Annotated in this window: 22 protein-coding genes and 1 tRNA gene; 16 read left to right on the forward strand and 7 right to left on the reverse strand. The window is 48.8% G+C overall.

Annotated elements, in window-relative coordinates; translation table 11 throughout:
- Both AC0QUU_RS00975 and AC0QUU_RS00980 read left to right on the forward strand, forming a co-directional pair.
- On the forward strand, positions 1-534 hold the full coding sequence (locus tag AC0QUU_RS00975) for a cupin domain-containing protein (protein WP_474544038.1): 534 nt from the start codon (positions 1-3) through the stop codon (positions 532-534).
- Positions 535-613: 79 nt separating this feature from the next.
- Positions 614-1,696, forward strand: coding sequence for a Gfo/Idh/MocA family protein (locus AC0QUU_RS00980; protein ID WP_474544040.1), 1,083 nt, complete (start codon positions 614-616; stop codon positions 1,694-1,696).
- A gap of 67 nt (positions 1,697-1,763) precedes the next feature.
- Here the strand turns inward: AC0QUU_RS00980 and AC0QUU_RS00985 are convergent, their stop codons facing one another.
- From AC0QUU_RS00985 to AC0QUU_RS00995, 3 genes are all read right to left on the reverse strand, one after another.
- Complete coding sequence (locus AC0QUU_RS00985; RefSeq protein ID WP_474544042.1) at positions 1,764-1,970, reverse strand: hypothetical protein; 207 nt, start codon at positions 1,968-1,970, stop codon at positions 1,764-1,766.
- Between the two features lie 44 nt (positions 1,971-2,014).
- Positions 2,015-2,431, reverse strand: coding sequence for a MarR family winged helix-turn-helix transcriptional regulator (locus AC0QUU_RS00990; protein ID WP_474544044.1), 417 nt, complete (start codon positions 2,429-2,431; stop codon positions 2,015-2,017).
- A 190-nt stretch (positions 2,432-2,621) separates the two neighbouring features.
- On the reverse strand, positions 2,622-2,846 hold the full coding sequence (locus tag AC0QUU_RS00995) for a hypothetical protein (RefSeq protein WP_474544046.1): 225 nt from the start codon (positions 2,844-2,846) through the stop codon (positions 2,622-2,624).
- Between the two features lie 284 nt (positions 2,847-3,130).
- On the opposite strand from AC0QUU_RS00995, the gene AC0QUU_RS01000 reads away from it, so the two are divergent.
- Positions 3,131-3,322 (forward strand): helix-turn-helix domain-containing protein, encoded by a 192-nt coding sequence (locus AC0QUU_RS01000; protein WP_474545497.1) that lies wholly within the window; start codon positions 3,131-3,133, stop codon positions 3,320-3,322.
- Between the two features lie 103 nt (positions 3,323-3,425).
- Here the strand turns inward: AC0QUU_RS01000 and AC0QUU_RS01005 are convergent, their stop codons facing one another.
- Positions 3,426-5,822: a YhgE/Pip family protein gene (locus tag AC0QUU_RS01005; RefSeq protein WP_474544048.1), complete on the reverse strand. Its 2,397-nt coding sequence runs from the start codon at positions 5,820-5,822 to the stop codon at positions 3,426-3,428.
- A gap of 184 nt (positions 5,823-6,006) precedes the next feature.
- Here AC0QUU_RS01005 and AC0QUU_RS01010 point away from each other — a divergent pair, with 184 nt between their 5' ends.
- Entirely contained in the window at positions 6,007-6,600 is a 594-nt protein-coding gene (locus AC0QUU_RS01010; protein WP_474544050.1) for a TetR/AcrR family transcriptional regulator, read from the forward strand.
- Positions 6,601-6,844: 244 nt separating this feature from the next.
- Here the strand turns inward: AC0QUU_RS01010 and AC0QUU_RS01015 are convergent.
- From AC0QUU_RS01015 to trmB, 3 genes are all read right to left on the reverse strand, one after another.
- A tRNA-Lys gene (locus tag AC0QUU_RS01015) sits at positions 6,845-6,917 on the reverse strand.
- Positions 6,918-7,036: 119 nt separating this feature from the next.
- Complete coding sequence (locus AC0QUU_RS01020) at positions 7,037-7,387, reverse strand: thioredoxin family protein (protein ID WP_474545498.1); 351 nt, start codon at positions 7,385-7,387, stop codon at positions 7,037-7,039.
- 304 nt (positions 7,388-7,691) lie between these two features.
- Entirely contained in the window at positions 7,692-8,342 is a 651-nt protein-coding gene (trmB, locus tag AC0QUU_RS01025; RefSeq protein ID WP_474544052.1) for a tRNA (guanosine(46)-N7)-methyltransferase TrmB, read from the reverse strand.
- 336 nt (positions 8,343-8,678) lie between these two features.
- On the opposite strand from trmB, the gene AC0QUU_RS01030 reads away from it, so the two are divergent.
- The 12 genes from AC0QUU_RS01030 (at position 8,679) to AC0QUU_RS01085 (ending at position 20,514) form a co-directional block, all read left to right on the forward strand.
- On the forward strand, positions 8,679-8,990 hold the full coding sequence (locus tag AC0QUU_RS01030) for a hypothetical protein (protein WP_474544054.1): 312 nt from the start codon (positions 8,679-8,681) through the stop codon (positions 8,988-8,990).
- A 3-nt stretch (positions 8,991-8,993) separates the two neighbouring features.
- On the forward strand, positions 8,994-10,049 hold the full coding sequence (locus AC0QUU_RS01035) for a V0D/AC39 family V-type ATPase subunit (RefSeq protein WP_474544056.1): 1,056 nt from the start codon (positions 8,994-8,996) through the stop codon (positions 10,047-10,049).
- Entirely contained in the window at positions 10,046-11,986 is a 1,941-nt protein-coding gene (locus AC0QUU_RS01040; RefSeq protein WP_474544058.1) for a V-type ATP synthase subunit I, read from the forward strand. The genes AC0QUU_RS01035 and AC0QUU_RS01040 overlap by 4 nt, the downstream gene beginning before the upstream one ends.
- 12 nt (positions 11,987-11,998) lie before the next feature.
- Entirely contained in the window at positions 11,999-12,433 is a 435-nt protein-coding gene (locus tag AC0QUU_RS01045) for an ATP synthase subunit C (protein WP_474544060.1), read from the forward strand.
- Positions 12,434-12,490: 57 nt separating this feature from the next.
- Positions 12,491-12,799 (forward strand): V-type ATP synthase subunit F, encoded by a 309-nt coding sequence (locus AC0QUU_RS01050; protein ID WP_474544062.1) that lies wholly within the window; start codon positions 12,491-12,493, stop codon positions 12,797-12,799.
- A gap of 44 nt (positions 12,800-12,843) precedes the next feature.
- Positions 12,844-13,431: a V-type ATP synthase subunit E gene (locus tag AC0QUU_RS01055; RefSeq protein ID WP_474544064.1), complete on the forward strand. Its 588-nt coding sequence runs from the start codon at positions 12,844-12,846 to the stop codon at positions 13,429-13,431.
- Positions 13,424-15,190 carry a V-type ATP synthase subunit A gene (locus tag AC0QUU_RS01060; protein ID WP_474544066.1) on the forward strand — a complete coding sequence of 589 codons (1,767 nt, stop codon included), beginning with the start codon at positions 13,424-13,426 and terminating at the stop codon, positions 15,188-15,190. The genes AC0QUU_RS01055 and AC0QUU_RS01060 overlap by 8 nt, the downstream gene beginning before the upstream one ends.
- Positions 15,191-15,205: 15 nt before the next feature.
- Positions 15,206-16,594: a V-type ATP synthase subunit B gene (locus tag AC0QUU_RS01065; RefSeq protein WP_474544067.1), complete on the forward strand. Its 1,389-nt coding sequence runs from the start codon at positions 15,206-15,208 to the stop codon at positions 16,592-16,594.
- Positions 16,594-17,082, forward strand: a complete 489-nt coding sequence (locus AC0QUU_RS01070; protein ID WP_474545499.1) for an N-acetyltransferase family protein — start codon at positions 16,594-16,596, stop codon at positions 17,080-17,082. Before AC0QUU_RS01065 ends, AC0QUU_RS01070 begins: the two co-directional genes overlap by 1 nt.
- 85 nt (positions 17,083-17,167) lie before the next feature.
- Positions 17,168-17,797, forward strand: a complete 630-nt coding sequence (locus AC0QUU_RS01075; RefSeq protein WP_474544069.1) for a V-type ATP synthase subunit D — start codon at positions 17,168-17,170, stop codon at positions 17,795-17,797.
- A 193-nt stretch (positions 17,798-17,990) separates the two neighbouring features.
- Positions 17,991-18,707, forward strand: coding sequence for a hypothetical protein (locus tag AC0QUU_RS01080; RefSeq protein ID WP_474544071.1), 717 nt, complete (start codon positions 17,991-17,993; stop codon positions 18,705-18,707).
- Between the two features lie 214 nt (positions 18,708-18,921).
- Complete coding sequence (locus AC0QUU_RS01085) at positions 18,922-20,514, forward strand: substrate-binding and vWA domain-containing protein (protein ID WP_474544073.1); 1,593 nt, start codon at positions 18,922-18,924, stop codon at positions 20,512-20,514.
- Positions 20,515-20,518 lie beyond the last annotated feature (4 nt).

A 20,518-nucleotide genomic window follows, 5' to 3' on the forward strand; every position in this document is an offset into this window, starting at 1 on the left:
ATGACAGTCAGAAAGAACGCTCTTCCGGAGACAGAAAATCTGTCTCCGGAAGAAATCATACAGACCCTTCATCTGTCTCCTCTCACCGGAGAGGGCGGTATGGTGGCCGAAACTTATACAAGCGAAGAAATCTATGAAAACCGCCGGTGCGGTTCCGCCATTTATTATCTGCTGACCAGAGATGCCTTTTCTCATCTTCACATGCTCTCAGCAGATGAAATCTGGCATTTTTATTACGGAGATCCGGTAGAACTGATCCAGATCCGGGACCGGGACGGCCGGAAAAACGTCTCTGTTCTGGGGACAAATATCCGAAACGGAGAACGTCCTCAGATTCTTGTCGAGAAGAATTCCTGGCAGGGTGCCCGGCTGCTTCCCGGGGGGAAATTCGGTTTTGCCCTTATGGGAACTACCATGTCCCCCTCCTATCTGGAAGAAGATTTCATCCAGGCAGACCGGGAGGCTCTGATTCGCCGTTTTCCGGACCATGAAGAGGAGATTAAAAAAGTGACCGGCCGGCTGGTTTACCGCTGAACAGGCGGTAAACCGGTTTTGTCCGGTTCTTTATTTTTATGGAAATGTTTTTGTATTTAACAATATCAGGAGGTATTTCATGCAGAATAATATGAATCAGGGCGCCGCTATCCTGGGAGCCGGTTTTATCTCCCACTCACATGCGGAAGCCCTCAGATACTGCGGAATCAGAATCTGTGCTGTTGTGGACAGCTCAGAAAAAAGCGCCGCAGCGTTTGCCGAAAAATGGGGTATTGAAAAATACGGTACTTCGGAAGATCTGCTATTTTCTAAAGAGATCACTTCCGTTCATATCTGTACGCCGCCCCACACGCATTACAGGATTGTCAGAAAGCTTTTAAAGGCCGGGAAAAACGTACTGTGCGAAAAGCCTCTCTGCCTTGATCTGAAGGAAGCCGCCGATCTGGAAAACCTGTCAGCCTCACTTAATGTAAAATGCGGCATAAACCTAAATGTCCGTTTCCACCAAATGTCCGACCGGATGAAAAATCTTGTTCAGAGCAGCAATTTCGGTTTCATACGCCTTGTCCACGGACAGTATCTCCAGCAGTTCCATCTGCTGCCCTGTCCTTACGGATGGCGGTATATTCCGGAAATTGCCGGCCCCATGAGGGCAGTAACCGAGATCGGCACCCACTGGTTCGACATTATTCAGTATGTAACAGGAGAAAAAATCACAGATGTATCCGCTCTGTTCGGAAATTTTCAGCCGGAAAGAATTGTACGGGACGGTATTATGTATCCCGCCGGTTCTTCTGAAGAAGGCAATGCCGTCACTGTAACTTCCGAGGACGCGGCGCTGATTACATTCCGCATGCAGGGCGGCGCCATAGGCTCTGTAGTCCTCTCGGAAGTCTCCCACGGATACTCCAATTATCTTGCCTATGAGATCACAGGAGACCGGATGACCGCCGGATGGAACTCCCAGGATAACAACTCTGTATATTTCAGCGCCGGAAACGGGCAGAAAACCGTAGAAAGCGACGGATTCGGAAACGGCTTCAACGACTCCTTCCGTCGACTGATCCAGAGTTTTTATGAAGAAAATACGGATGATTCGCTTCCCGCCTGCCCGTCGTTCCGGGAAGGAGCGGAAATCGTCCGTCTCTGCAGCGCAGTCTGCAAAAGCGCTTCAGAAGAAGGCAGATGGATACATGTCTGATCAGAAATGCGGAGCAGCATTTTCCGACGGCAGTCAGCTGAAATAACCCGAAACAGCCGGTTTTGAATCATTCTTCAAAACCGGCTGTTTCTATCGCAAGTACCTCTGTATACACGCCAAATCCCAGAATTACGCATCCCGCCAGAAGATAGGCCAGAGATGAGATATAATTTCCGGGATTGTTAGTGGTCGCCAGGGTCCCGTACAGGCCCGGACTCCGGCATATCTCCACTGCAAATGACAGACGGTACGCCCCGCGCACCGTCTGCTGCAATTCATTGTTCTTAATAATAATTTCTGTTCTCCCGTATCTGATTTTCAGGACATTGTATTCTCATAAATACAGGAAAACATGTCCATAAATCTCTCCCTGTCTGCTTCCGGAATTCCCCGGAATGCTTTCTCTTCAATCTCTGTAAACGCCTGCGTCACCAGCTTCAGCTGTCTCTTCCCTTTTTCCGTCAGAAAGATAAAAAAGCTGCGGCGGTTTCCATTCAGCATACGCCGCTCCACAAGCCCGCTTTCTTCCATACGGTTTAAAAGCGTGGTAAGCGTTCCCGGCTCAATATGACATCCCCGGGCGATATCTTTCTGCTCCGCGCCGTCATGATCCTTCAGATAATCCAGAACCTTCGGTTGTCCTATAGTCAGGCCTGACCCTTTCAGCCTGGCCTGCAGGTCCTTCTGGAACATGGAATGTTCCGCCATTACCAGATAATGAAATGAATTCGACATAAGATCTGCTCCTTTCAGACTGTCATCATCGCAAGATGATTTGAGTTGAAATAATTTGAATTCAAATTATCTTCTATATATTATAAGCTGCCGGAAGAGAATGTCAAGGCAGATAATTCGCTTAATAAAAAAGGCAGAAGATGCATGGCTGCCGCATCTTCTGCATTCAGAGAAATCTTCTTATATTTTATTACTGTGTAAGCGCCGCTATTTTCGCGTTTTTCTCTTCCTTTGTGATAATCCCCATATCAAACTGCTGTCTGACTGCCTGTGATTTGAAGAAGCTGCCGCCCGGCATCAGATATTCCTGAAGCACCGGTTTCATGGCTGTGCCGCATACTTCACAGGTCACATCCTGTCCTGCTTTTGCTCCGGCATTTTTGATATCGGCGCATTTCTCACAGTAATAAAACATCTGTCCCACCTCTTTTCCTTTGTAAAGTCAAGAATTTCAATCTTTTTTCCATTTTTTCAGTTTATCATTCACCAAATAATTCTATGATTTCTAATTCATATCAACCGCCGAGCAATGTCAACTAATCGAAAATTTTATCAACCTTTTGTGAACTATATTCATTGTAATATATCTATGGAGGAATACTACATGAAGGAATTAGGGAATAAACTGAAACGTTTACGAACCACAAACAATATGACCCAGGCAGACCTGGCAAAAAACTGAATCTGACAAAATCGGTTATCAGCGCCTACGAAAATGCTCTTCGGCTTCCTTCGTATGATGTCCTCATTCAGATTGCAAAGCTTTTTCACGTCAGCACAGATTATCTTCTGGGCCTGGAGACTCCTGCCGGACTGGATCTGTCGGGATTGACAGAGGAAGAAAAAACCTGTATCAGAAATCTGATACAGGCTATGAAACACAGGAAATAAATATCCGGGGACACAGCGCGCAGTGTCCGCAAAAACAGCGCTTTCAAAGTGCGCGATCAGGAGTTCGGACTCTGGACACCCTGATTAAGAGACACTTCATCCATTATGCCAGTCCGTGCCCTTCCAGCCATACCATCCAGGTGTTCTTCCCTTCCTGAATTTTCCGTGCCCGCACAGTGAACTCCAGGATCGTAAGTCCTGTAAATACGAGGAACAGGATCAGCAGGAAAATGAGGCAGCCCCGGATACTTCCCCCGCCGCTTATGGCACTGCGGAACGCTTTCACCGTATAGGTAAACGGTACCCAGTCGTGAAGATACGGCACAAAGGAGCCGGACAGTTCATAGGGGTATGTCCCCACGGAACCTGCCAGCTGGATCACCATGAAGATCAGCATCAGGAAGCTTCCAACGCGCCCCAGCAGGCTGGTGAAGAAGTACATCACCGACATGAATGCAAGGGACGCCGCGCACGCTGCCAGGACTGTCTTTCCCATTTCCACAGGTGTAAAACCATCGAATATATGCAGTGCGCCGATCATAACTGCTGCCTGGAGCACTGCCGTCAGATAGAGCACGGACGCCTTGCTGATCCACCAGCGGAAACCGGATTTCATCTGCCCGGCATAACTGGTCAGCGGATACATCAGACTGAACGAGATACAGCCGACCCACAAGCCTACGGACATCATATACGGCGCCATAGCATGGCCGTTGTCGGCCACCTCCGTAATCTGTGTCTCTTCCGCATCTATCGGTGCGGCAAACATATCCGCCGCCTGATCCGATGTGTTCGTCTCCAGGATCTGCTCCGCTCCGCTTCCCAGTTCCTTTGACAGCGTCTCCGCGCCTTCCGAAACCTGCCTGATCCCATCGCCTAGTTCTCCGCTGCCGTCAGCGAGTTGTCCCGCACCGCTGCTGATCTGGCCGGCTCCATCTGTTAGTTTCGCCGCGCCTTCCGTCAACGCTTTGCTGTTCAAGGTAAGCTGTCCGGTTCCGGAGACAAGCGTATCCGTTCCATCTTTCAGCTTCGCGCTTCCCTGTGCCAGCTCTCCCAGACCGCTGTCCAGATCCGCAGCTCCTTTCCGGAGCGCCGATGTTCCCTGCTTCTGAAGCAGATCCGCCCCTGATGCAGCATTGGAAATTCCACCCGCCAGCGCCGGCGCCTGTTCCGCCAATGCGGAAGTACCGGTCTGAAGCCGCCCTATCCCGTTCTTAAGGGAATCTGCACCACTCTGTACCGCGGAAATGCCGTTCTGAAGATCCGGGATCTCCGATGCAATCTGCGCGCTCCCGTCCGCCGCTTCATCGACACCGTATGTGTAGGCGGAAACGCTTGCGGAAAATGTGTCCGCCTGCTGCTGAACTGCCGCGATCTGTGCCCGCACTTCCTCCGGCACGCCTTCCTCTCCGGCGAGGGCCGAAAGCGCCTGACTGATCTCGGCCGCCCCGTCGCGCAGCGACTGGGAACTGGAAGCAACAGACTGCAGGCCGGAACTAAGCGCATCTGCACCGGTCTTCAGGCCGGCCGCCCCTTCAGACAGAGATGCAATCCCGTCCGAGAGCTGTTGCGCGCTGTCACCTAATGAAGCCGCGCCGTCATTCAGCGCATCCGCCGCATCGGGAAGGGCCGTCGCCGCCGCATTCAGTTCGGACAGTCCGGCATTGAGCATAGTCATGTTATCATCTACATCCACCGCGCCAGCTGCCAGATCAGAACCTCCTTTCTGCGCGCCATTTACACCACTGTCCAGTGCATTTGCGCCCCTTTGCAGCTCTTCTGCCCCTGCTGCAACCGCACTGGCTCCGTCTGTATACCGGCCAATCCCCACTTCCAGCTCCCGGCTTCCGTCCACAAATACTAAGGCGCTGTCTGAAAGGGCCTGCAGATTGTCGGTAATCATCTGATTTCCGTCGGCCAGCTGATCCGTTCCGGTTTTCAGTTCACCCGAACCATCCGCCGCTTCCTGCATTCCGTCACCCAATTCCGCAAGCTTGCCGAACAGAACTTCTGTATACGTTTTTGTAACCTCTTCCCGTACCGAGCTCTCCAGTTCTTTCATCGCCGTCTCGCTCATCTTGGACGCGATGTAGTTCGTTCCCGGATTCGTTTCATAAGCCAGCGTCATCTTCTCCGGATGCGCGTCTGTCAACGTTGAGGCATGGGCCGAAAAGTCCTCCGGTATGGTGATAACCATATAGTACGTGCCGTCCTCAAGGCCCTTCCGCGCCTCCGTCTCTGACGGAAACTGAAAGTCCAGAGAATCGTTCTTTTTCAGTTCCTCCATCAACGTTCCGCCGATGTCCAGTTTCTGATCTTCATAGGTGACCGGCACGTCATGGTTGATGACCGCCACCGGAAGTTTATCGATATTCCCGTATGGGTCCCACATGGATCCAAGGAAAAGTGTGGTATAGATTGTCGGGATCGCGATGACCGCTACTGTAACAATCAGTAAAATCTTATTTTTGAACAGCCTGTGCCATTCCTGTCTCATCATTGTCTACTGTCCCCTTTCTTTTTGCAACATTAATCCTATTAATAGATATCGTGTTGATTTTTTAAGCATCATGAATTATAGTAAAATCATAAAAAAGATACAACCATTAATCTAACACTGCTCTGTCTGTTAATGGATAATCAAACAATGTGGTGTCTATTATTTTTAAAGGAGGAAATATTTCATGTCAAAAAATATAGACCGGCGGGTTCGCAAGACAAGAGCCCAGCTCCGTCAGGGACTGGCCGAACTTCTGAAAGAAAAGAGTTTAAAAGAGATCACGGTCAAAGAACTCGTAGAAAAAGTGGACATCAACCGTTCCACTTTCTATCTGCACTATGCGGATATCTATGACATGATGGAAAAGATTGAAAACGAACTGACCGGAGACATCGAAGATCTGATCCATACCCATCCGGTAAGTCCGTTCAACGAAAACAGCTTTCCGTTCATCGAGGATATTTTTTCCATCCTCGCGGAAAACCGGGATATCTGCGCCGCTCTCCTGGGTCCCAACGGTGATATCTCTTTTCTGCACCGGATTGAGAATATCCTCTCCGAGCACAGCCTGAACGCCCTGAAAGAAACATTTCCGGAGAAAATGGATGATCTGACATACTACTACGCCTTCTGTCTCTCCGGCTGTATTGGCCTGGTCAAGGCCTGGCTGTCAGATGGATCTTCCGTAAGTCCCCAGCATATGGCCGAACTTACATTTAAGCTCATCATGAACGCGCTGAGGGGGTTCTATCCAGACTTTTCCGTAAGACATTCCTGATATTTACGGGGAAAATCTTCTCTGCGCTCTTTCTCTGCTTCCATTCGCAGCGCGCACTTCGATTCCGCGCTCCGCGCTTCATCTCAGTCGCGGCATTCGCCGCATGTGAGATAATCCGCCAATGTCTGCCGGAATGCAAGCATTCCGCAGCCCTGTCGGATATCTCCCGCGCTGCTCATTGCTTCACGCAAAAAAACCGCCGTCCCCGCGGCTCGCAATGTCCGCAAAAACAGCGATTTCTAAGTGCGCGATCAGGGGTTCGAACCCTGGACACCCTGATTAAGAGTCAGGTGCTCTGCCAGCTGAGCTAATCGCGCATTTTACGTTTTTATATTACTTTTCGTAACGCAAGAGATATTATATAACAGTTTTCGGAGGAATGCAAGAAGTTTTTTTGTTTTTTTGCATTTTCCGTCAATTAATGCACGTATCCATGTCATTTTGCAGATGAGAACAATTCCAGCAGGACTTCTGCAGGAACAACGCCTACCACTGCTCCTATTGGTTTTCCACTGTCGAACGCTATAAAAGAGGGAACTTTTTCTATTCCGTACTGGTCTGACAGACGGATTTCTTCCCCGGTATTGACCTGACATACTCTGATTTCAGGATGATCTTCGGAAAATTTTTTCAGAACATCTTCCATCATTGCGCATTTCGGGCACCATGACGCGTAAAATTCTACCAGTACCGCTCCATGGCAGTCATATACCTCTTTCTGAAATTTTTTTCTGTTACTTTTACTATCATCACAGCCCCCTCCTTTATGCGTATTTCTTTTTTGTATACAGCATGTTTTCCGGTTTTACGGCTTTTTGTTCTGTTGTGCCGCTGAGTTATTTCTTCCTGTGATCGTGGTCATGACAGCCCGTGGAATTGAGAATTTTACACACATCGTCAAAAGAAGCGCGCATACAGAGCAGTTTTCTGTTCAATTTAGGTCTGCAGTAAATCTGTTCTCTGATGCATCTTTTCCAGCAATCTTTCCTTTTCATAAACAATCACCCGGCACTTTATACATATAATGTATTATATGCCGGGCGCATGCAAAGGGTTCTTTCATATACCCTTTTCATATATTATATTTTCAGCTATTTTCTTACCGCTATGAATTTATTTACCGGGTTTCCTTTTGAAGAAAACTTTTCCTCATACTCTGTCATTACATTTCCCTGACTCATAACTTCATTGTGATGCAGATCAAATGTAAAACATTTCAGCGGCCATCCGGCCTCCTCCAGCTGTTCCAGAGAAAAACGGAATAATTCTGTATTATCTGTCTTAAATTCCAACAGTCCGCCCTCACAGAGAATCTTCTCATACCGCGCCAGAAATTCCACCGAAGTCAGCCTCCTTCTGGCATGCCGTGCTTTTGGCCACGGATCTGAAAAATTAAGATAAATCCGGTTCACTTCATCCTGCGCAAAAACATCCGCCACATTTCTGGCGTCCATACAGACAAAGCGGACATTCTTCAGTTCACAGAATTCCTCTGTATCAAATTTTTCTATCGCACGCAAAAGCACGCTGGAATACCGTTCAATCCCCACAAAATTAATATCCGGATGAGCCTTTGCCATATTAAGCAGAAACCGGCCTTTCCCCATGCCGATCTCAATATAAATCGGATTCTTATTTCCAAAAACCTGCCTCCAGCAGCCTTTCTGATCTTCCGGTCTTTTTATTACAAAGCGGTGCTCCCGGATTACGCCCTCCGCCCGTGGTATATTTCTCAGTCTCATTTGCCATCCTCCTGTCATCAGTTCATTATATCAGATCACTCCGCAAAGTGCAGTCCTTTTCACTGTTAAGTCACAGACTTCTCCTCATTTCTTCTTAATTATAATAACATGCCTGCGGCATAAGATGAAGAACCTGACCTGTTGTAAGTCATCTGACATTTTTCACGCAAGAATTCAGACTTCTTTTTCGGAGGGTATCAGACTGTTTATCAGGGGATTTTTTATCCGTCTAATCTGTTCAAATTCTGCCTTTTCCCGGCTTGCATTTTCGGTAAAAAGGTGTATGATTAAGTATATTGTGATTTATTAAAAAATCATAAATTAAGGAGGCTTTTCATGGACTCTATTGTAAACAGACTGACAGAAATAGAAGATGCCGCATCTGCCATTGTGCAGCATGCCGAAGATCAGAAGGAAGAGCTTAACAGAGAGTATGAGGAGAAACGCAAAGCGTTTGACGCAGATCTGGAAGCCAGGACTCAGGCCCGTATCCGTTCCATCCGGGAAGAGCTGGAGCAGAACACATCTCAGATACTTGACAGTCAGAACGGCCAGAGTGACGCGGCGATTGATGCTCTTCAGAAAGAATACGATCAGCGGCACACAGAATATGCCCGCGAGATTTTGAAACGTATTACCGAGGTGTAGCCTATGGGAAATTTACTGGAATACAGCGGAATCGTGACAAAGATCCGTGCGATGCGGGCGAAACTTCTTACACCGAAACAATTTGAGGAAATCGCCGGCCTCGGCAGTGTCCTGGAAATTGTGGATTATCTCAAAAAGAACACAGCCTATGCGGACGTTCTTGAAATGCTGGAGGAAGATCAGCTCCACCGCGGAAATATTGAGAAGGTGCTGACTCAGTCCCTGTATCACGATTACACCAAAATCTACCGGTTCTGCGGGCAGAAGCAGCGGCGTTTTATGAAACTGCTTGTTAAGAACTATGAGATTGATCTGATTAACTACTGTCTGCGTATTGTCATCAACAGGTACAAACAGCCGTTTGATATCAATTATAAGCGTCCCTTTTTTGACAGATATTCTCAGATATCAATCGAAAAGCTGATCACCTCCCGTACAACAGACGAGCTGGTGGAGAATCTGAAAGACACGGAATATTACGCCCCGCTGAAAAAACTTAAAGACGCCCAGAATGTCACGCTTTATGATTACAACCTGACTCTGGACCTCTATTTTTATACCTCCACATGGAAAGAGCAGAAAAAGTTGCTCAAGAAAAAAGATCTGGAACTTTTCATCCATGAACGGGGATCGAAAATTGATCTGCTGAATCTGCAGTGGATCTACAGGGCAAAAAAATATTATAACATGAAGCCGGCGGATATTTATCTTCTGCTAATTCCGATTCATTACAAAATTTCCACGGATCAGATCAAGGAAATGGTAGAAGCGCCCGGCCTGGAAGAGATGCAGAATGCAGTCAACCGGACAGTATACGCAAAACATTACCAGTTCCGGCAGAAGATAGACACTTTTAACATTGAACAGATCTACGCCGACTGTCTGCACCACCTTTATACTGTTGATTTACGGCATAACCCATACTCTCTGGCCGAAATCAACACATACTTCTTTTTAAAGGAAGAAGAACTGAAAAAGCTGACGACCGCCATGGAGTGCGTAAGATACAGTCTGAGCCCCGGCGAGACGCTGGCATACATTGGAGGTAAGACCCGATGATTGTAAAAATGAAATTTATCAACATATCCGGTCCGCGCAATGATATTGACCGTGTTACGGATCTGTATCTCTCCCGTTATGAGATACAGCTGGAATCCGCGCTGTCAGAGCTTAAGACTGTGGATAACCTTCGGCCTTTCGTAGAAATCAATCCTTACAGAGACGCTCTGAACAAAGCGGTTCAGTTCGTAGGTTATCTGCCCAATGTGGATGACGTTACTCCCGACACTTCTCTTGGACTGGATGACATGTTCGAAGTTGTCCGAAAGGCCAATGAAGACTATCAGTCTCTTCAGGAAAAGAAAGAAAAACTGAAGAAAAAGACAGAAGAACTGCGTGCGAAACAGCAGGTTATCGCTCCCTTCCGTCCGCTCAACTGCGACCTGCACAAGGTGCTTCACTACAGATACATCACATACCGTTTCGGACGGATCGCCGTGGAGTTCTACCACAAGATGCAGAAATATCTTATGGATGATCTGAACGCTATCTTTGTAGAGGGCGACCGGGACGAAAGCTTCGTATACGGTGCATATTTCGTTTCTCCCGGAGAGGCGCAGAAAGTAGACGCAGTATTCCGTTCCCTTCATTTTGAACGGATTGAACTCAGAGACGAGTTCGAGGGAACTCCGGCTTACGCTTACCAGTCGCTGGAGCGTGAAATTGCCCGTGTCAATCTGGAGATTGAAGATCTGGACAAGGAAGCCGGAGAGATGCTCGCCGACCGCGCTCCTCAGCTTATAGCCGCAAAAAACCGGCTGGAAGAACTGGCCAATAACTTTGATGTCCGTAAACTGGCTGCAAGAATGGAAGACAATAAGGAAGACTACTATATCCTGTGCGGCTGGATGGCCGATGATGATGTAGAAAAGTTCCTCGAAGAGGTCAGGGACGATGATAAAGTATTTGTCGTTGTGGAAGATGACCATGACGCCTACTTTGGCGAACCTCCTACAAAACTGGAAAACCCGAAGCTTTTCAAACCATTTGAAATGTTCGTCCAGATGTACGGTCTTCCCGCTCACAATGAGATGGATCCCACAATATTTGTCGGGCTGACCTACTCCTTCATCTTCGGCGTAATGTTCGGAGATGTGGGGCAGGGACTTCTTCTTCTGATCGGAGGATTCCTGATCTATCACTTTAAGAAAGCTCCGCTGGCAGGCATTATTGCGACGGCAGGTGTATTTTCCACTATATTCGGTTTTATGTTCGGAAGTATTTTCGGATTTGAAGATGTCTTACAGCCTCTGTGGATCAGGCCGATTGACCATATGACAACGCTTCCCTTCCTGGGCAAGCTGAATACGGTATTTATTGTGGCCGTAGCTTTCGGTATGCTCCTGATCATGGTAGCGATGGTACTCCACATCATCAACGCCCTGAAGAGCAAAGATATCGAGAACGCCTGGTTTGACGCGAACGGCGTGGCAGGACTGGTTTTTTATATTGCAGTTGTTGTCACAATTGTGCTGTTTCTGACAAACAGACCGCTGCCCGGCGGAATTGTAATGGCAGTTATGTTCGGCGTTCCGCTGATTCTGATTTTATTTAAAGAACCCATTACGCGGGCCATCCAGAAACGCGCAGACAAAATGGAAGTAGGAAAGGGAATGTTCCTTGTGCAGGGATTTTTCGAGATGTTCGAAACACTGCTGAGCTACTTTTCCAACACAATCTCCTTCATCCGTATCGGCGCTTTCGCTGTCAGCCACGCAGCCATTATGGAAGTAGTGCTGCAGCTTGCCGGCGCTGAGAGCGGCCACCCGAACTGGATCGGCGTAATCTTCGGCAATCTGTTCGTATGCGGATTTGAAGGACTGATCGTCGGCATCCAGGTACTGCGTCTGGAATATTACGAAATGTTCAGCCGTTTCTACAAAGGCAGCGGCCATGCATTTGATCCATATACAAAAAAGAAAACGAATAAAAAGTAGGAGGATTCCACCATGACATTAGCAACAAAAATCATTTTAATCGCAGCACTGATTTTAAGTATTATTATTCCGTTCGGCTACTACCTGATCGGCGAGAAAAACAAAAAGCGCTACAAACGTTCCATTGGCGTAAATGCGTTCTTCTTCTTCGGATGCTTTGTCGTTGCTTCTATTATGATGCTCGGCGGCGGAGATGTACAGGCGGCAGAAAGCGCGGCTTCTGATCCGGGATTCGCCACAGGCCTTGGTTATCTGGCTGCTGCTCTTGTTACCGGACTGTCCTGCATTGGCGGCGGTATCGCCGTAGCAAGTGCGGCAAGCGCTGCTCTCGGCGCAATCAGCGAGGACTCCAGCGTACTTGGTAAGTCTCTGATCTTCGTAGGTCTTGCAGAAGGTGTATGCCTGTACGGACTGATTATCTCCTTCATGATTCTCGGAAACCTGTAAGATACACGAATTGACGGATACTGAAATGATCCAGATATAAAACAGGAGTGACATACTATGAAAATGTTTCTGATCAGTGATAATGTCGATACCTATACAGGGATGCGGCTGGCCGGAGTGGACGGCGTGGTCGTACATGAGCGCGACGAACTCAGGGACGCTCTGGAAAACGTGCTGTCAGACAAAACCGTGGGTATCGTTCTCCTCACAGAGAAGTTCGGCCGGGAATTTCCCGATATTATAGATACCTTCCGCCTGGAACGGAAAATGCCCCTTCTTGTGGAGATCCCTGACAGACACGGAACCGGACGAAGGAAAGATTTTATCACGTCCTATATCACCGAGGCAATCGGGCTGAAGCTGTAACCCCGGCCCGAACTACGAAAAACAAACATAAGGAGGGATTCCTCTTGACTCTGGAAGAAAAAATCTCACACCTGCAGACTACATCTATGGAACAGGCCCGGGCAGAGGGCAACGCGATCATAGATTCCCACAGAGAAGCGCTTGAGAAAGTCTTTGAGGACCATAAAGCAGAGGCGCTGCACCAGTCTGAGACACGCATCAAAGCCGAAACGCGGAATGCCCGGCTTGCGCTGAACCAGGCCTCAGCAAAATCGCAGCTTGAAATCAAACGCCGGCAGGGAACGGTCCAGCAGGAACTGAAAGATAAAATATTTAAAGAGGCGTTAAGTCTTGTTGAAGATTATATGAAAACCGAAGCGTATGAAGATTTTCTCATCCGCTGCATCCGCCAGGCCAAAAACTTTGCCGGAGAAGATGAGATAATCATCTATATCAATCCGTCTGATGAGAAAAAACGTTCTGCTCTTGAAAATGCCGCGCGCGTTACCCTTACTGTCAGCGCGGAGGATTTTATCGGCGGCATTCGCGCGGTCATCCGAAGCCGGAATGTTCTGATTGACAATTCCTTTAGAACGCAGCTGCGCAATGAATATGATAAATTTTTGTTTTTAGGAGGTGACGGCATTGCTTAAGACAGCAACAATCTACGGAATTAACGGGCCCGTCATTTACCTGAAAGGGAACACCGGATTTTCCATGTCTGAGATGGTCTATGTCGGGAAGCAGAAACTGGTAGGCGAAGTAATCGCCCTCGACAAAGATCTGACCACAGTTCAGGTGTATGAGGAGACATCCGGGCTTCGTCCCGGAGAAGAAGTTACAGCCAGCGGCGGCGCGGTTTCTGTAACTCTGGCCCCCGGTATTCTGAATAATATTTTCGACGGTATCGAACGTCCTCTGGAACGGATCGCAGACTCTGCCGGGGCATTTATTACCCGCGGTGTCAGCGTGGATTCCCTGGACAGACAAAAAAAATGGGATACCCATATTACGGTTTCCAAAGGTCAGTATCTCCACGGCGGAGATATTATTGCCGAGGTGCCGGAGACACACGCTATTGTCCACAAATGTATGGTGCCTCCCGATATGGAGGGAACTGTTATTGACACCGTACCTGACGGAAGCTACACCATTGATGAAGCCCTGATTACGCTTCAGCTCCAGGACGGTACAGAAAAACAGCTTACAATGACCCAGAAATGGCCGATCCGGGTACCCAGACCGGTACACCACCGTTTTCCCGCGTCTGTGCCGCTGATCACAGGCCAGCGTATTATCGATACTATGTTTCCAATCGCGAAGGGAGGCACTGCCGCTATCCCGGGAGGATTCGGAACCGGAAAAACCATGACCCAGCATCAGATTGCCAAATGGGCGGACGCTGATATTATCATCTATATCGGGTGTGGCGAACGTGGAAATGAGATGACACAGGTACTGGAGGAGTTCGGTGAACTGACCGATCCCCGTACCGGCAACCCGTTGATGGACCGCACCACCTTAATCGCGAATACTTCAAATATGCCCGTGGCTGCCCGTGAGGCAAGCATTTATACCGGACTGACTCTTGCCGAGTACTACCGGGATATGGGCTATGACGTAGCTATTATGGCGGACTCCACTTCCCGCTGGGCTGAAGCTTTGCGTGAGCTCTCCGGACGTCTGGAGGAAATGCCGGCAGAGGAAGGTTTCCCTGCCTATCTGGCATCCCGGCTGTCCGCATTTTACGAAAGAGCCGGCATGATGCACAATCTCAACGGGACAGACGGTTCTGTAACAATTATCGGCGCGGTTTCTCCTCAGGGAGGCGATTTCTCCGAGCCGGTAACCCAGAACACCAAGCGTTTCGTCCGCTGCTTCTGGGGACTGGACAAAAGTCTGGCCTACTCCAGACATTTTCCGGCCATCCACTGGCTGACCAGTTACAGCGAGTACTTAAATGATCTGAGCCACTGGTATCAGGACAATGTCTCGCAGAAATTTGTAGATTACCGCAATCGTCTGATGGCGCTTCTCAACCAGGAAAGCAGTCTTCTGGAAATCGTCAAGCTGATAGGAAGCGATGTACTTCCCGATGATCAGAAGCTGGTGCTCGAGATTGCCCGTGTCATCCGTCTGGGATTTCTTCAGCAGAACGCATTTCACAAGGATGATACCTGTGTAAGCCTGGAAAAGCAGTTCCTGATGATGGACACTATTTTATACCTGTACAAGCAGGCGCGTACCCTGGTTACAATGGGGCATCCCATGTCCGTACTTAAGGCGGAAAATATTTTTGACCGGATCATCTCCATCAAATATGATGTTCCCAATGACAAACTTGAAATGTTTGCCCAGTATCACAGAGATATAGACACATTCTACCAGCGCGTGCTTGAGAAGAATGCATAAGGAGGGAGCGGATCTATGTCAATAGAATATTTAGGCTTAAGCAGTATCAACGGTCCTCTGATTGCACTGGAGGGCGTACAGGACGCTTTCTACGACGAAATCGTGGAATTCGTCATAAACGGCACAGAGAGAAAAATCGGCCGCATTGTAGAAATCTATGAGGACAGGGCCGTCATACAGGTATTTGAGGGGTCGGAAAACATGTCCCTGAAAAATACACACACAAAACTGACCGGCCATCCCATGGAAATTGCCCTTTCCCCGGATATGCTGGGACGTACTTTTAACGGAATCGGGCAGCCCATCGATGACCTGGGGCCGATTATCTCCACACTGAAAAGAGATGTAAACGGTCTTCCCTTGAATCCGGTCCGCAGAGAATACCCGAGGAACTATATCCATACCGGTATTTCAGCTATAGACGGACTCACCACACTGATCCGCGGACAGAAACTTCCGATCTTTTCCGGAAATGGTCTGCCCCACGACCAGCTGGCGGCACAGATTGTAAAACAGGCTTCCCTCGGTGAGGATTCCGACGAACAGTTTGCCGTTGTATTTGCCGCTATGGGCGTCAAACATGACGTTGCTGATTTCTTCCGGCATACCTTTGAGGAAAGCGGCGTTGCAGATCACGTTGCCATGTTTCTGAACCTTGCAAACGACCCGGTGGTAGAACGTCTGATCACCCCCAAAGTAGCGCTTACCGTGGCAGAATATCTGGCTTTTGAGCAGCACATGCACATCCTTGTAATCCTGACGGATATGACTTCCTTTGCGGAGGCAATGCGGGAGGTTTCATCCTCCAAAGGAGAAATCCCCAGCCGGAAAGGATACCCGGGATATCTTTACAGTGAACTTGCCACAATCTACGAACGCGCGGGCATCGTGGAAGGCGTGGACGGCTCGGTAACACAGCTTCCGATTCTGACCATGCCCAATGACGATATTACCCACCCGATTCCTGACCTGACAGGATATATTACAGAGGGACAGATCGTTCTGGACCGTCCTCTTCACGGACAGTCCATCTATCCGCCCATTAATATCCTCCCCTCCCTTTCCCGTCTGATGAAGGACGGCATCGGAGAGGGATATACCCGGGAGGATCATCAGGATCTGGCCAACCAGCTGTTCTCCGCTTACGCCAAGGTAGGCGATGCCCGGAACCTGGCTTCTGTTATCGGTGAAGACGAACTTTCCCCGATTGACAAGAAGTATCTGGAATTCGGAAAAGAATTCGAAGAACGCTATATCGGACAGGGGCAGGAAGAAAACCGAAGCATAATCGAAACACTGGATCTGGGCTGGGAGCTCTTAGGCAGGCTTCCAAGAGAAGAACTTGACCGTGTTGATACAAAGATTCTGGATAAATATTATAAACCGATGGAGGAAAACTCATGATGTCCGTTACCGTCAGAGAATATACCGATGACGATATGGATTCCATGATCGCAATCTGGAATGAAGTCATAGAAGAAGGTATTGCTTTCCCTCAGGAGGAGTTTCTGAACAGGGAAACCGCTCCGGACTTTTTCGCGGAACAGAGTTACTGCGGCGTGGCGGTCGACGATTCCGGCCGGATCCTGGGGCTTTATATCCTACATCCAAACAATGTAGGAAGATGCGGCCATATATGCAATGCCAGCTATGCGGTATCGTCTGCGAGCCGGGGACTTCATATCGGGGAAAAACTGGTTCTCGACTGCATGACACAGGCCCGCAGGATCGGATTTCAGATTCTCCAGTTTAATGCGGTTGTGTCCTCAAATACCCATGCCCGTCATCTGTATGAGAGAATCGGCTTTCATCCGCTGGGCACAATCCCCGGCGGATTCCGGATGAAGGACGGACACTATGAGGATATCTGTCTGTACTATATTGAGGTATAAATAACATCTGTGCGGCAGCCTCCAAATGGACATGCCGGCATGTCCGCCCGGCTCGTTGCCCGCAGGAATAAAAAGGAGGAATTTCATGGATCCACGTACATTTCCTACAAAGGGAAACCTGATGCTGGCCAAGAACTCTCTTGCACTGGCAAAACAGGGGTATGACCTGATGGACCGGAAAAGAAATATCCTGATCCGGGAACTGATGGATCTGATCGACGAAGCGCGGACGATTCAGGAAGAGATCGACACAACCTTTACCTACGCGTACCGCTGCCTCCAGAGCGCCAATATCGAAAACGGCATCAGCAATGTGGAGCTTCTGGCCTACACAGTGCCGATTGAGAATTCCATCACCATACAGACGCGAAGCATTATGGGGACTGAGATTCCCCATGTCAAATACATTCCTGACGCAGGAACTCCCACCTATGCTTTCAGCACCACCCATGAGTCTATTGACAAAGCAAGGGAGGCGTTCCGGAAGGTAAAGGATCTGACCATCAAACTTTCCATGGTGGAAAATGCTGCCTACCGTCTGGCAAGCAACATCAAAAAAACTCAGAAGCGCGCCAATGCGCTTCAGAATATTACAATTCCGATGTACTCTTCTCTTGTGTATACGATTACCAATGCCCTGGAAGAAAAAGACAGGGAAGAGTTCACAAGACTGAAAGTCATCAAGAGAATGAAGCAGAAAAAGGAGAGCGGCTGATTAAAGGCCGCTCTTTTTTACAGCCATTTATTCTGTTTTCCCCGCCTCCTGTTCTGGCCTTTTTCTCTGTTCTTCCTGTTTTTCCGGGCTTTCCGGTTTTCTGTATTCTATCCGGTTCGTATGGCCCCGATTGACTTGCAGACGCATATATGTCACAATGAATTTAACTTAAAAACACATGGGGGAATGTTTTATGAAGAGAAAAATTTTTGCAGTATTCTTTTCTGCGGCCATATGTCTTTTCTCTTTCAGCAGCTGCGGTTCATCTGAAAGCAGCCCGGATATTGATATTCAGGGTATAAAAGATGATATTACAGAACAGGATGAGGCAAAAGAGAATGCCAGGGAAAGTGCCGAAGAAAGGAAACAGGAAGAAGCGAGGGAGAATCGTGAAAAAATAAACGAGCGCCGGCAGAAGAATATTGATTCAGGAAAAGAGCGCAGAAAAGCGGCTGACCAGAAATTACTGGAAAGTTCGGATGACAGCCGGACTTCAGACACCCAACGCTCTTCTTCCCTTCCGTCCGGCGATGATCCCGCACAGAACAGCAGCGGTTCAGCGGGAAATACAGCCATGTGTCAGAACTGCGGCAAAGAATTAAGGCTTGTGGACTGCGGATACTGTTCCGGCAGCGGAACAGCCGGGTATTCGTCATGCCCGCGCTGCAACGGTGATGGAAAGATCTGCCAGAACTGCTTTTATAATCTGGACGGTTCCGGCGGCGGCAGTGTACAGAACGGCAGCGGAGTGTGCTCAGCCTGCAACGGAACCAGAACATGCCACGTCTGCTATGGAAATACTTATACCTATATCCCAAGTTATACAGACACTGCAGGAACCTATGTCTATTGTTCCAGCTGCAACGGCACAAATATCTGCGAATTCTGCGGCGGCACAGGACGGGAATAACAGCCGTTTTATCAGCAGATTCATCGAAAAAACTGCGGCTCAATGCTACCGGCATTGAGCCGCAGCGTCTTATACGGCACATCTCTTATCCCGAAAATTATCTCACCCTGATCTTAACACATATTTTACTTACTTTTCACCTTCTTCGGATAGCGGGAATCTTCAGATTACCTGACAATAAAAGGAAGATATGCAATAAAGGAGGAAAAGGAATATGGGAAAACGGCTGCTTTCACTGTTCACAGCAGTACTTTTCACGGTCCTGGCCGCCGGCTGCGGCATAAGCGGCCCGGCGTCACAGACCGGGAATTCCGCGGATGAGACAACCCTGCGTATTCTGTCCGGATCGGAGAACCAGGAACTGGAAAATATTATCCAGGACAGTGCCCGGAATGCGGGTATACGGGTAGAGATGGATTATAAAGGATCCGTGGATATTATGCGGGAACTGGAAACCGGCGCAGAAGGATACGACGCTGTATGGCCTGCCAGCAGCATATGGATTTCCCTCGGAGATAAGAACCATATGATCAAGCACAGCCAGTCCGTTTCCATTACTCCTGTGGTATTCGGCATCCGCCGGAGTCTTGCGGAAGAGCTTGGATTTACCGGCCGGGATGTATCGGTACAGGATATTCTGAACGCTATCACAGATAAAAAGATGACCTTCTGCATGACAAGCGCCACACAGTCCAATTCGGGGGCCAGCGCATATATCGGATTCCTCTATGCGCTGCTCGGCAAACAGGAGGGGCTCACTGCGGAAGATCTCCGGAATGAAACGCTCCGGGAAAACATCCGGGCGCTTCTGGGCGGCGTGGACCGGAGTTCCGGAAGCTCCGACTGGCTGAAAGACCTTTTCCTTTCCGGAGACTATGACGCCATGGTCAATTACGAATGTCTGATTATCGATGCCAACGAACAGCTGGAAGCGGAAGGAAAAGAGCCCCTCTTCGTGGTATATCCCTATGACGGACTCTCTATCGCGGACTCTCCGCTGGGATATGTGGATCACGGAGATGAAACCAAAGAGGAAGCTTTTCTCGCCTTCCAGGAGAATCTCCTCTCCGGAGAAAGCCAGAGCGCGATCGAGGCAACCGGACGCCGGATCACTGCCAATGGAGTTTCTGACGAAAATAAAGATGTGTTTAACAGCAGCTGGGGAATTGACACAGAGCGGATCCTTTCACCGATCCAGATGCCCTCCGCCGATGTTCTGATGGAGGCCCTGAATGTATATCAGACCAGCTTTAAAAAGCCTTCTCTGAATATTTACTGTCTTGATTTTTCCGGCAGTATGCGCGGAACCGGCGAGTCGCAGCTCAAAGAGGCCATGTCCCAGATCCTCATTCAGGAAAATGCGCGGAAAAATCTGCTCCAGGCAAATGAAGGAGAAGTCAATATTGCGATTCTGTTTAGCGACGGCATTAGAAATATCCTGTCTGCCGACGGATATTCCGATGAGGCGCTTCAGAAGCTCTATGACCAGATCGCCGCGGAATCTCCCGGCGGCGGTACAGATATCTATACTGCCGCAGCCCGGGCATATGAGATTGCTTCCGGCTATGATTTAAATGATTATACTCCCGCCGTCATTCTGATGAGCGATGGGGTATCCAGTTACAATAAAGAAGTATTTGACAGCGCCGTGGAAACATACGGCAATGATATCCCTGTATTTTCCATTACATTTGGAGACGCGGATCCCGACCAGCTGGAAGAGCTGGCAGAGATGACCGGCGCCCGGGTATTTGACGGGACGGAAGATCTGACGGAAGCATTCCGCGGCGTAAAGGGATATAACTGAAATC

This window comes from Mediterraneibacter sp. HA8405 (genome assembly GCF_056148955.1).

What these genes read in the sequence shown, in the direction of transcription:
- AC0QUU_RS01035 (WP_474544056.1), top strand. Translation starts at nt 8,994, where the DNA reads ATGGGAAATTTACTGGAATACAGCGGAATCGTGACAAAGATCCGTGCG.
- AC0QUU_RS01050 (WP_474544062.1), top strand. Translation starts at nt 12,491, where the DNA reads ATGAAAATGTTTCTGATCAGTGATAATGTCGATACCTATACAGGGATG.
- trmB (WP_474544052.1), bottom strand. Translation starts at nt 8,342, where the DNA reads ATGAGACTGAGAAATATACCACGGGCGGAGGGCGTAATCCGGGAGCAC.
- AC0QUU_RS01075 (WP_474544069.1), top strand. Translation starts at nt 17,168, where the DNA reads ATGGATCCACGTACATTTCCTACAAAGGGAAACCTGATGCTGGCCAAG.
- AC0QUU_RS01065 (WP_474544067.1), top strand. Translation starts at nt 15,206, where the DNA reads ATGTCAATAGAATATTTAGGCTTAAGCAGTATCAACGGTCCTCTGATT.
- AC0QUU_RS01040 (WP_474544058.1), top strand. Translation starts at nt 10,046, where the DNA reads ATGATTGTAAAAATGAAATTTATCAACATATCCGGTCCGCGCAATGAT.
- AC0QUU_RS01030 (WP_474544054.1), top strand. Translation starts at nt 8,679, where the DNA reads ATGGACTCTATTGTAAACAGACTGACAGAAATAGAAGATGCCGCATCT.
- AC0QUU_RS00990 (WP_474544044.1), bottom strand. Translation starts at nt 2,431, where the DNA reads ATGTCGAATTCATTTCATTATCTGGTAATGGCGGAACATTCCATGTTC.
- AC0QUU_RS00995 (WP_474544046.1), bottom strand. Translation starts at nt 2,846, where the DNA reads ATGTTTTATTACTGTGAGAAATGCGCCGATATCAAAAATGCCGGAGCA.
- AC0QUU_RS00980 (WP_474544040.1), top strand. Translation starts at nt 614, where the DNA reads ATGCAGAATAATATGAATCAGGGCGCCGCTATCCTGGGAGCCGGTTTT.
- AC0QUU_RS01070 (WP_474545499.1), top strand. Translation starts at nt 16,594, where the DNA reads ATGTCCGTTACCGTCAGAGAATATACCGATGACGATATGGATTCCATG.
- AC0QUU_RS00975 (WP_474544038.1), top strand. Translation starts at nt 1, where the DNA reads ATGACAGTCAGAAAGAACGCTCTTCCGGAGACAGAAAATCTGTCTCCG.
- AC0QUU_RS01085 (WP_474544073.1), top strand. Translation starts at nt 18,922, where the DNA reads ATGGGAAAACGGCTGCTTTCACTGTTCACAGCAGTACTTTTCACGGTC.
- AC0QUU_RS01045 (WP_474544060.1), top strand. Translation starts at nt 11,999, where the DNA reads ATGACATTAGCAACAAAAATCATTTTAATCGCAGCACTGATTTTAAGT.
- AC0QUU_RS01010 (WP_474544050.1), top strand. Translation starts at nt 6,007, where the DNA reads ATGTCAAAAAATATAGACCGGCGGGTTCGCAAGACAAGAGCCCAGCTC.
- AC0QUU_RS01005 (WP_474544048.1), bottom strand. Translation starts at nt 5,822, where the DNA reads ATGATGAGACAGGAATGGCACAGGCTGTTCAAAAATAAGATTTTACTG.
- AC0QUU_RS01080 (WP_474544071.1), top strand. Translation starts at nt 17,991, where the DNA reads ATGAAGAGAAAAATTTTTGCAGTATTCTTTTCTGCGGCCATATGTCTT.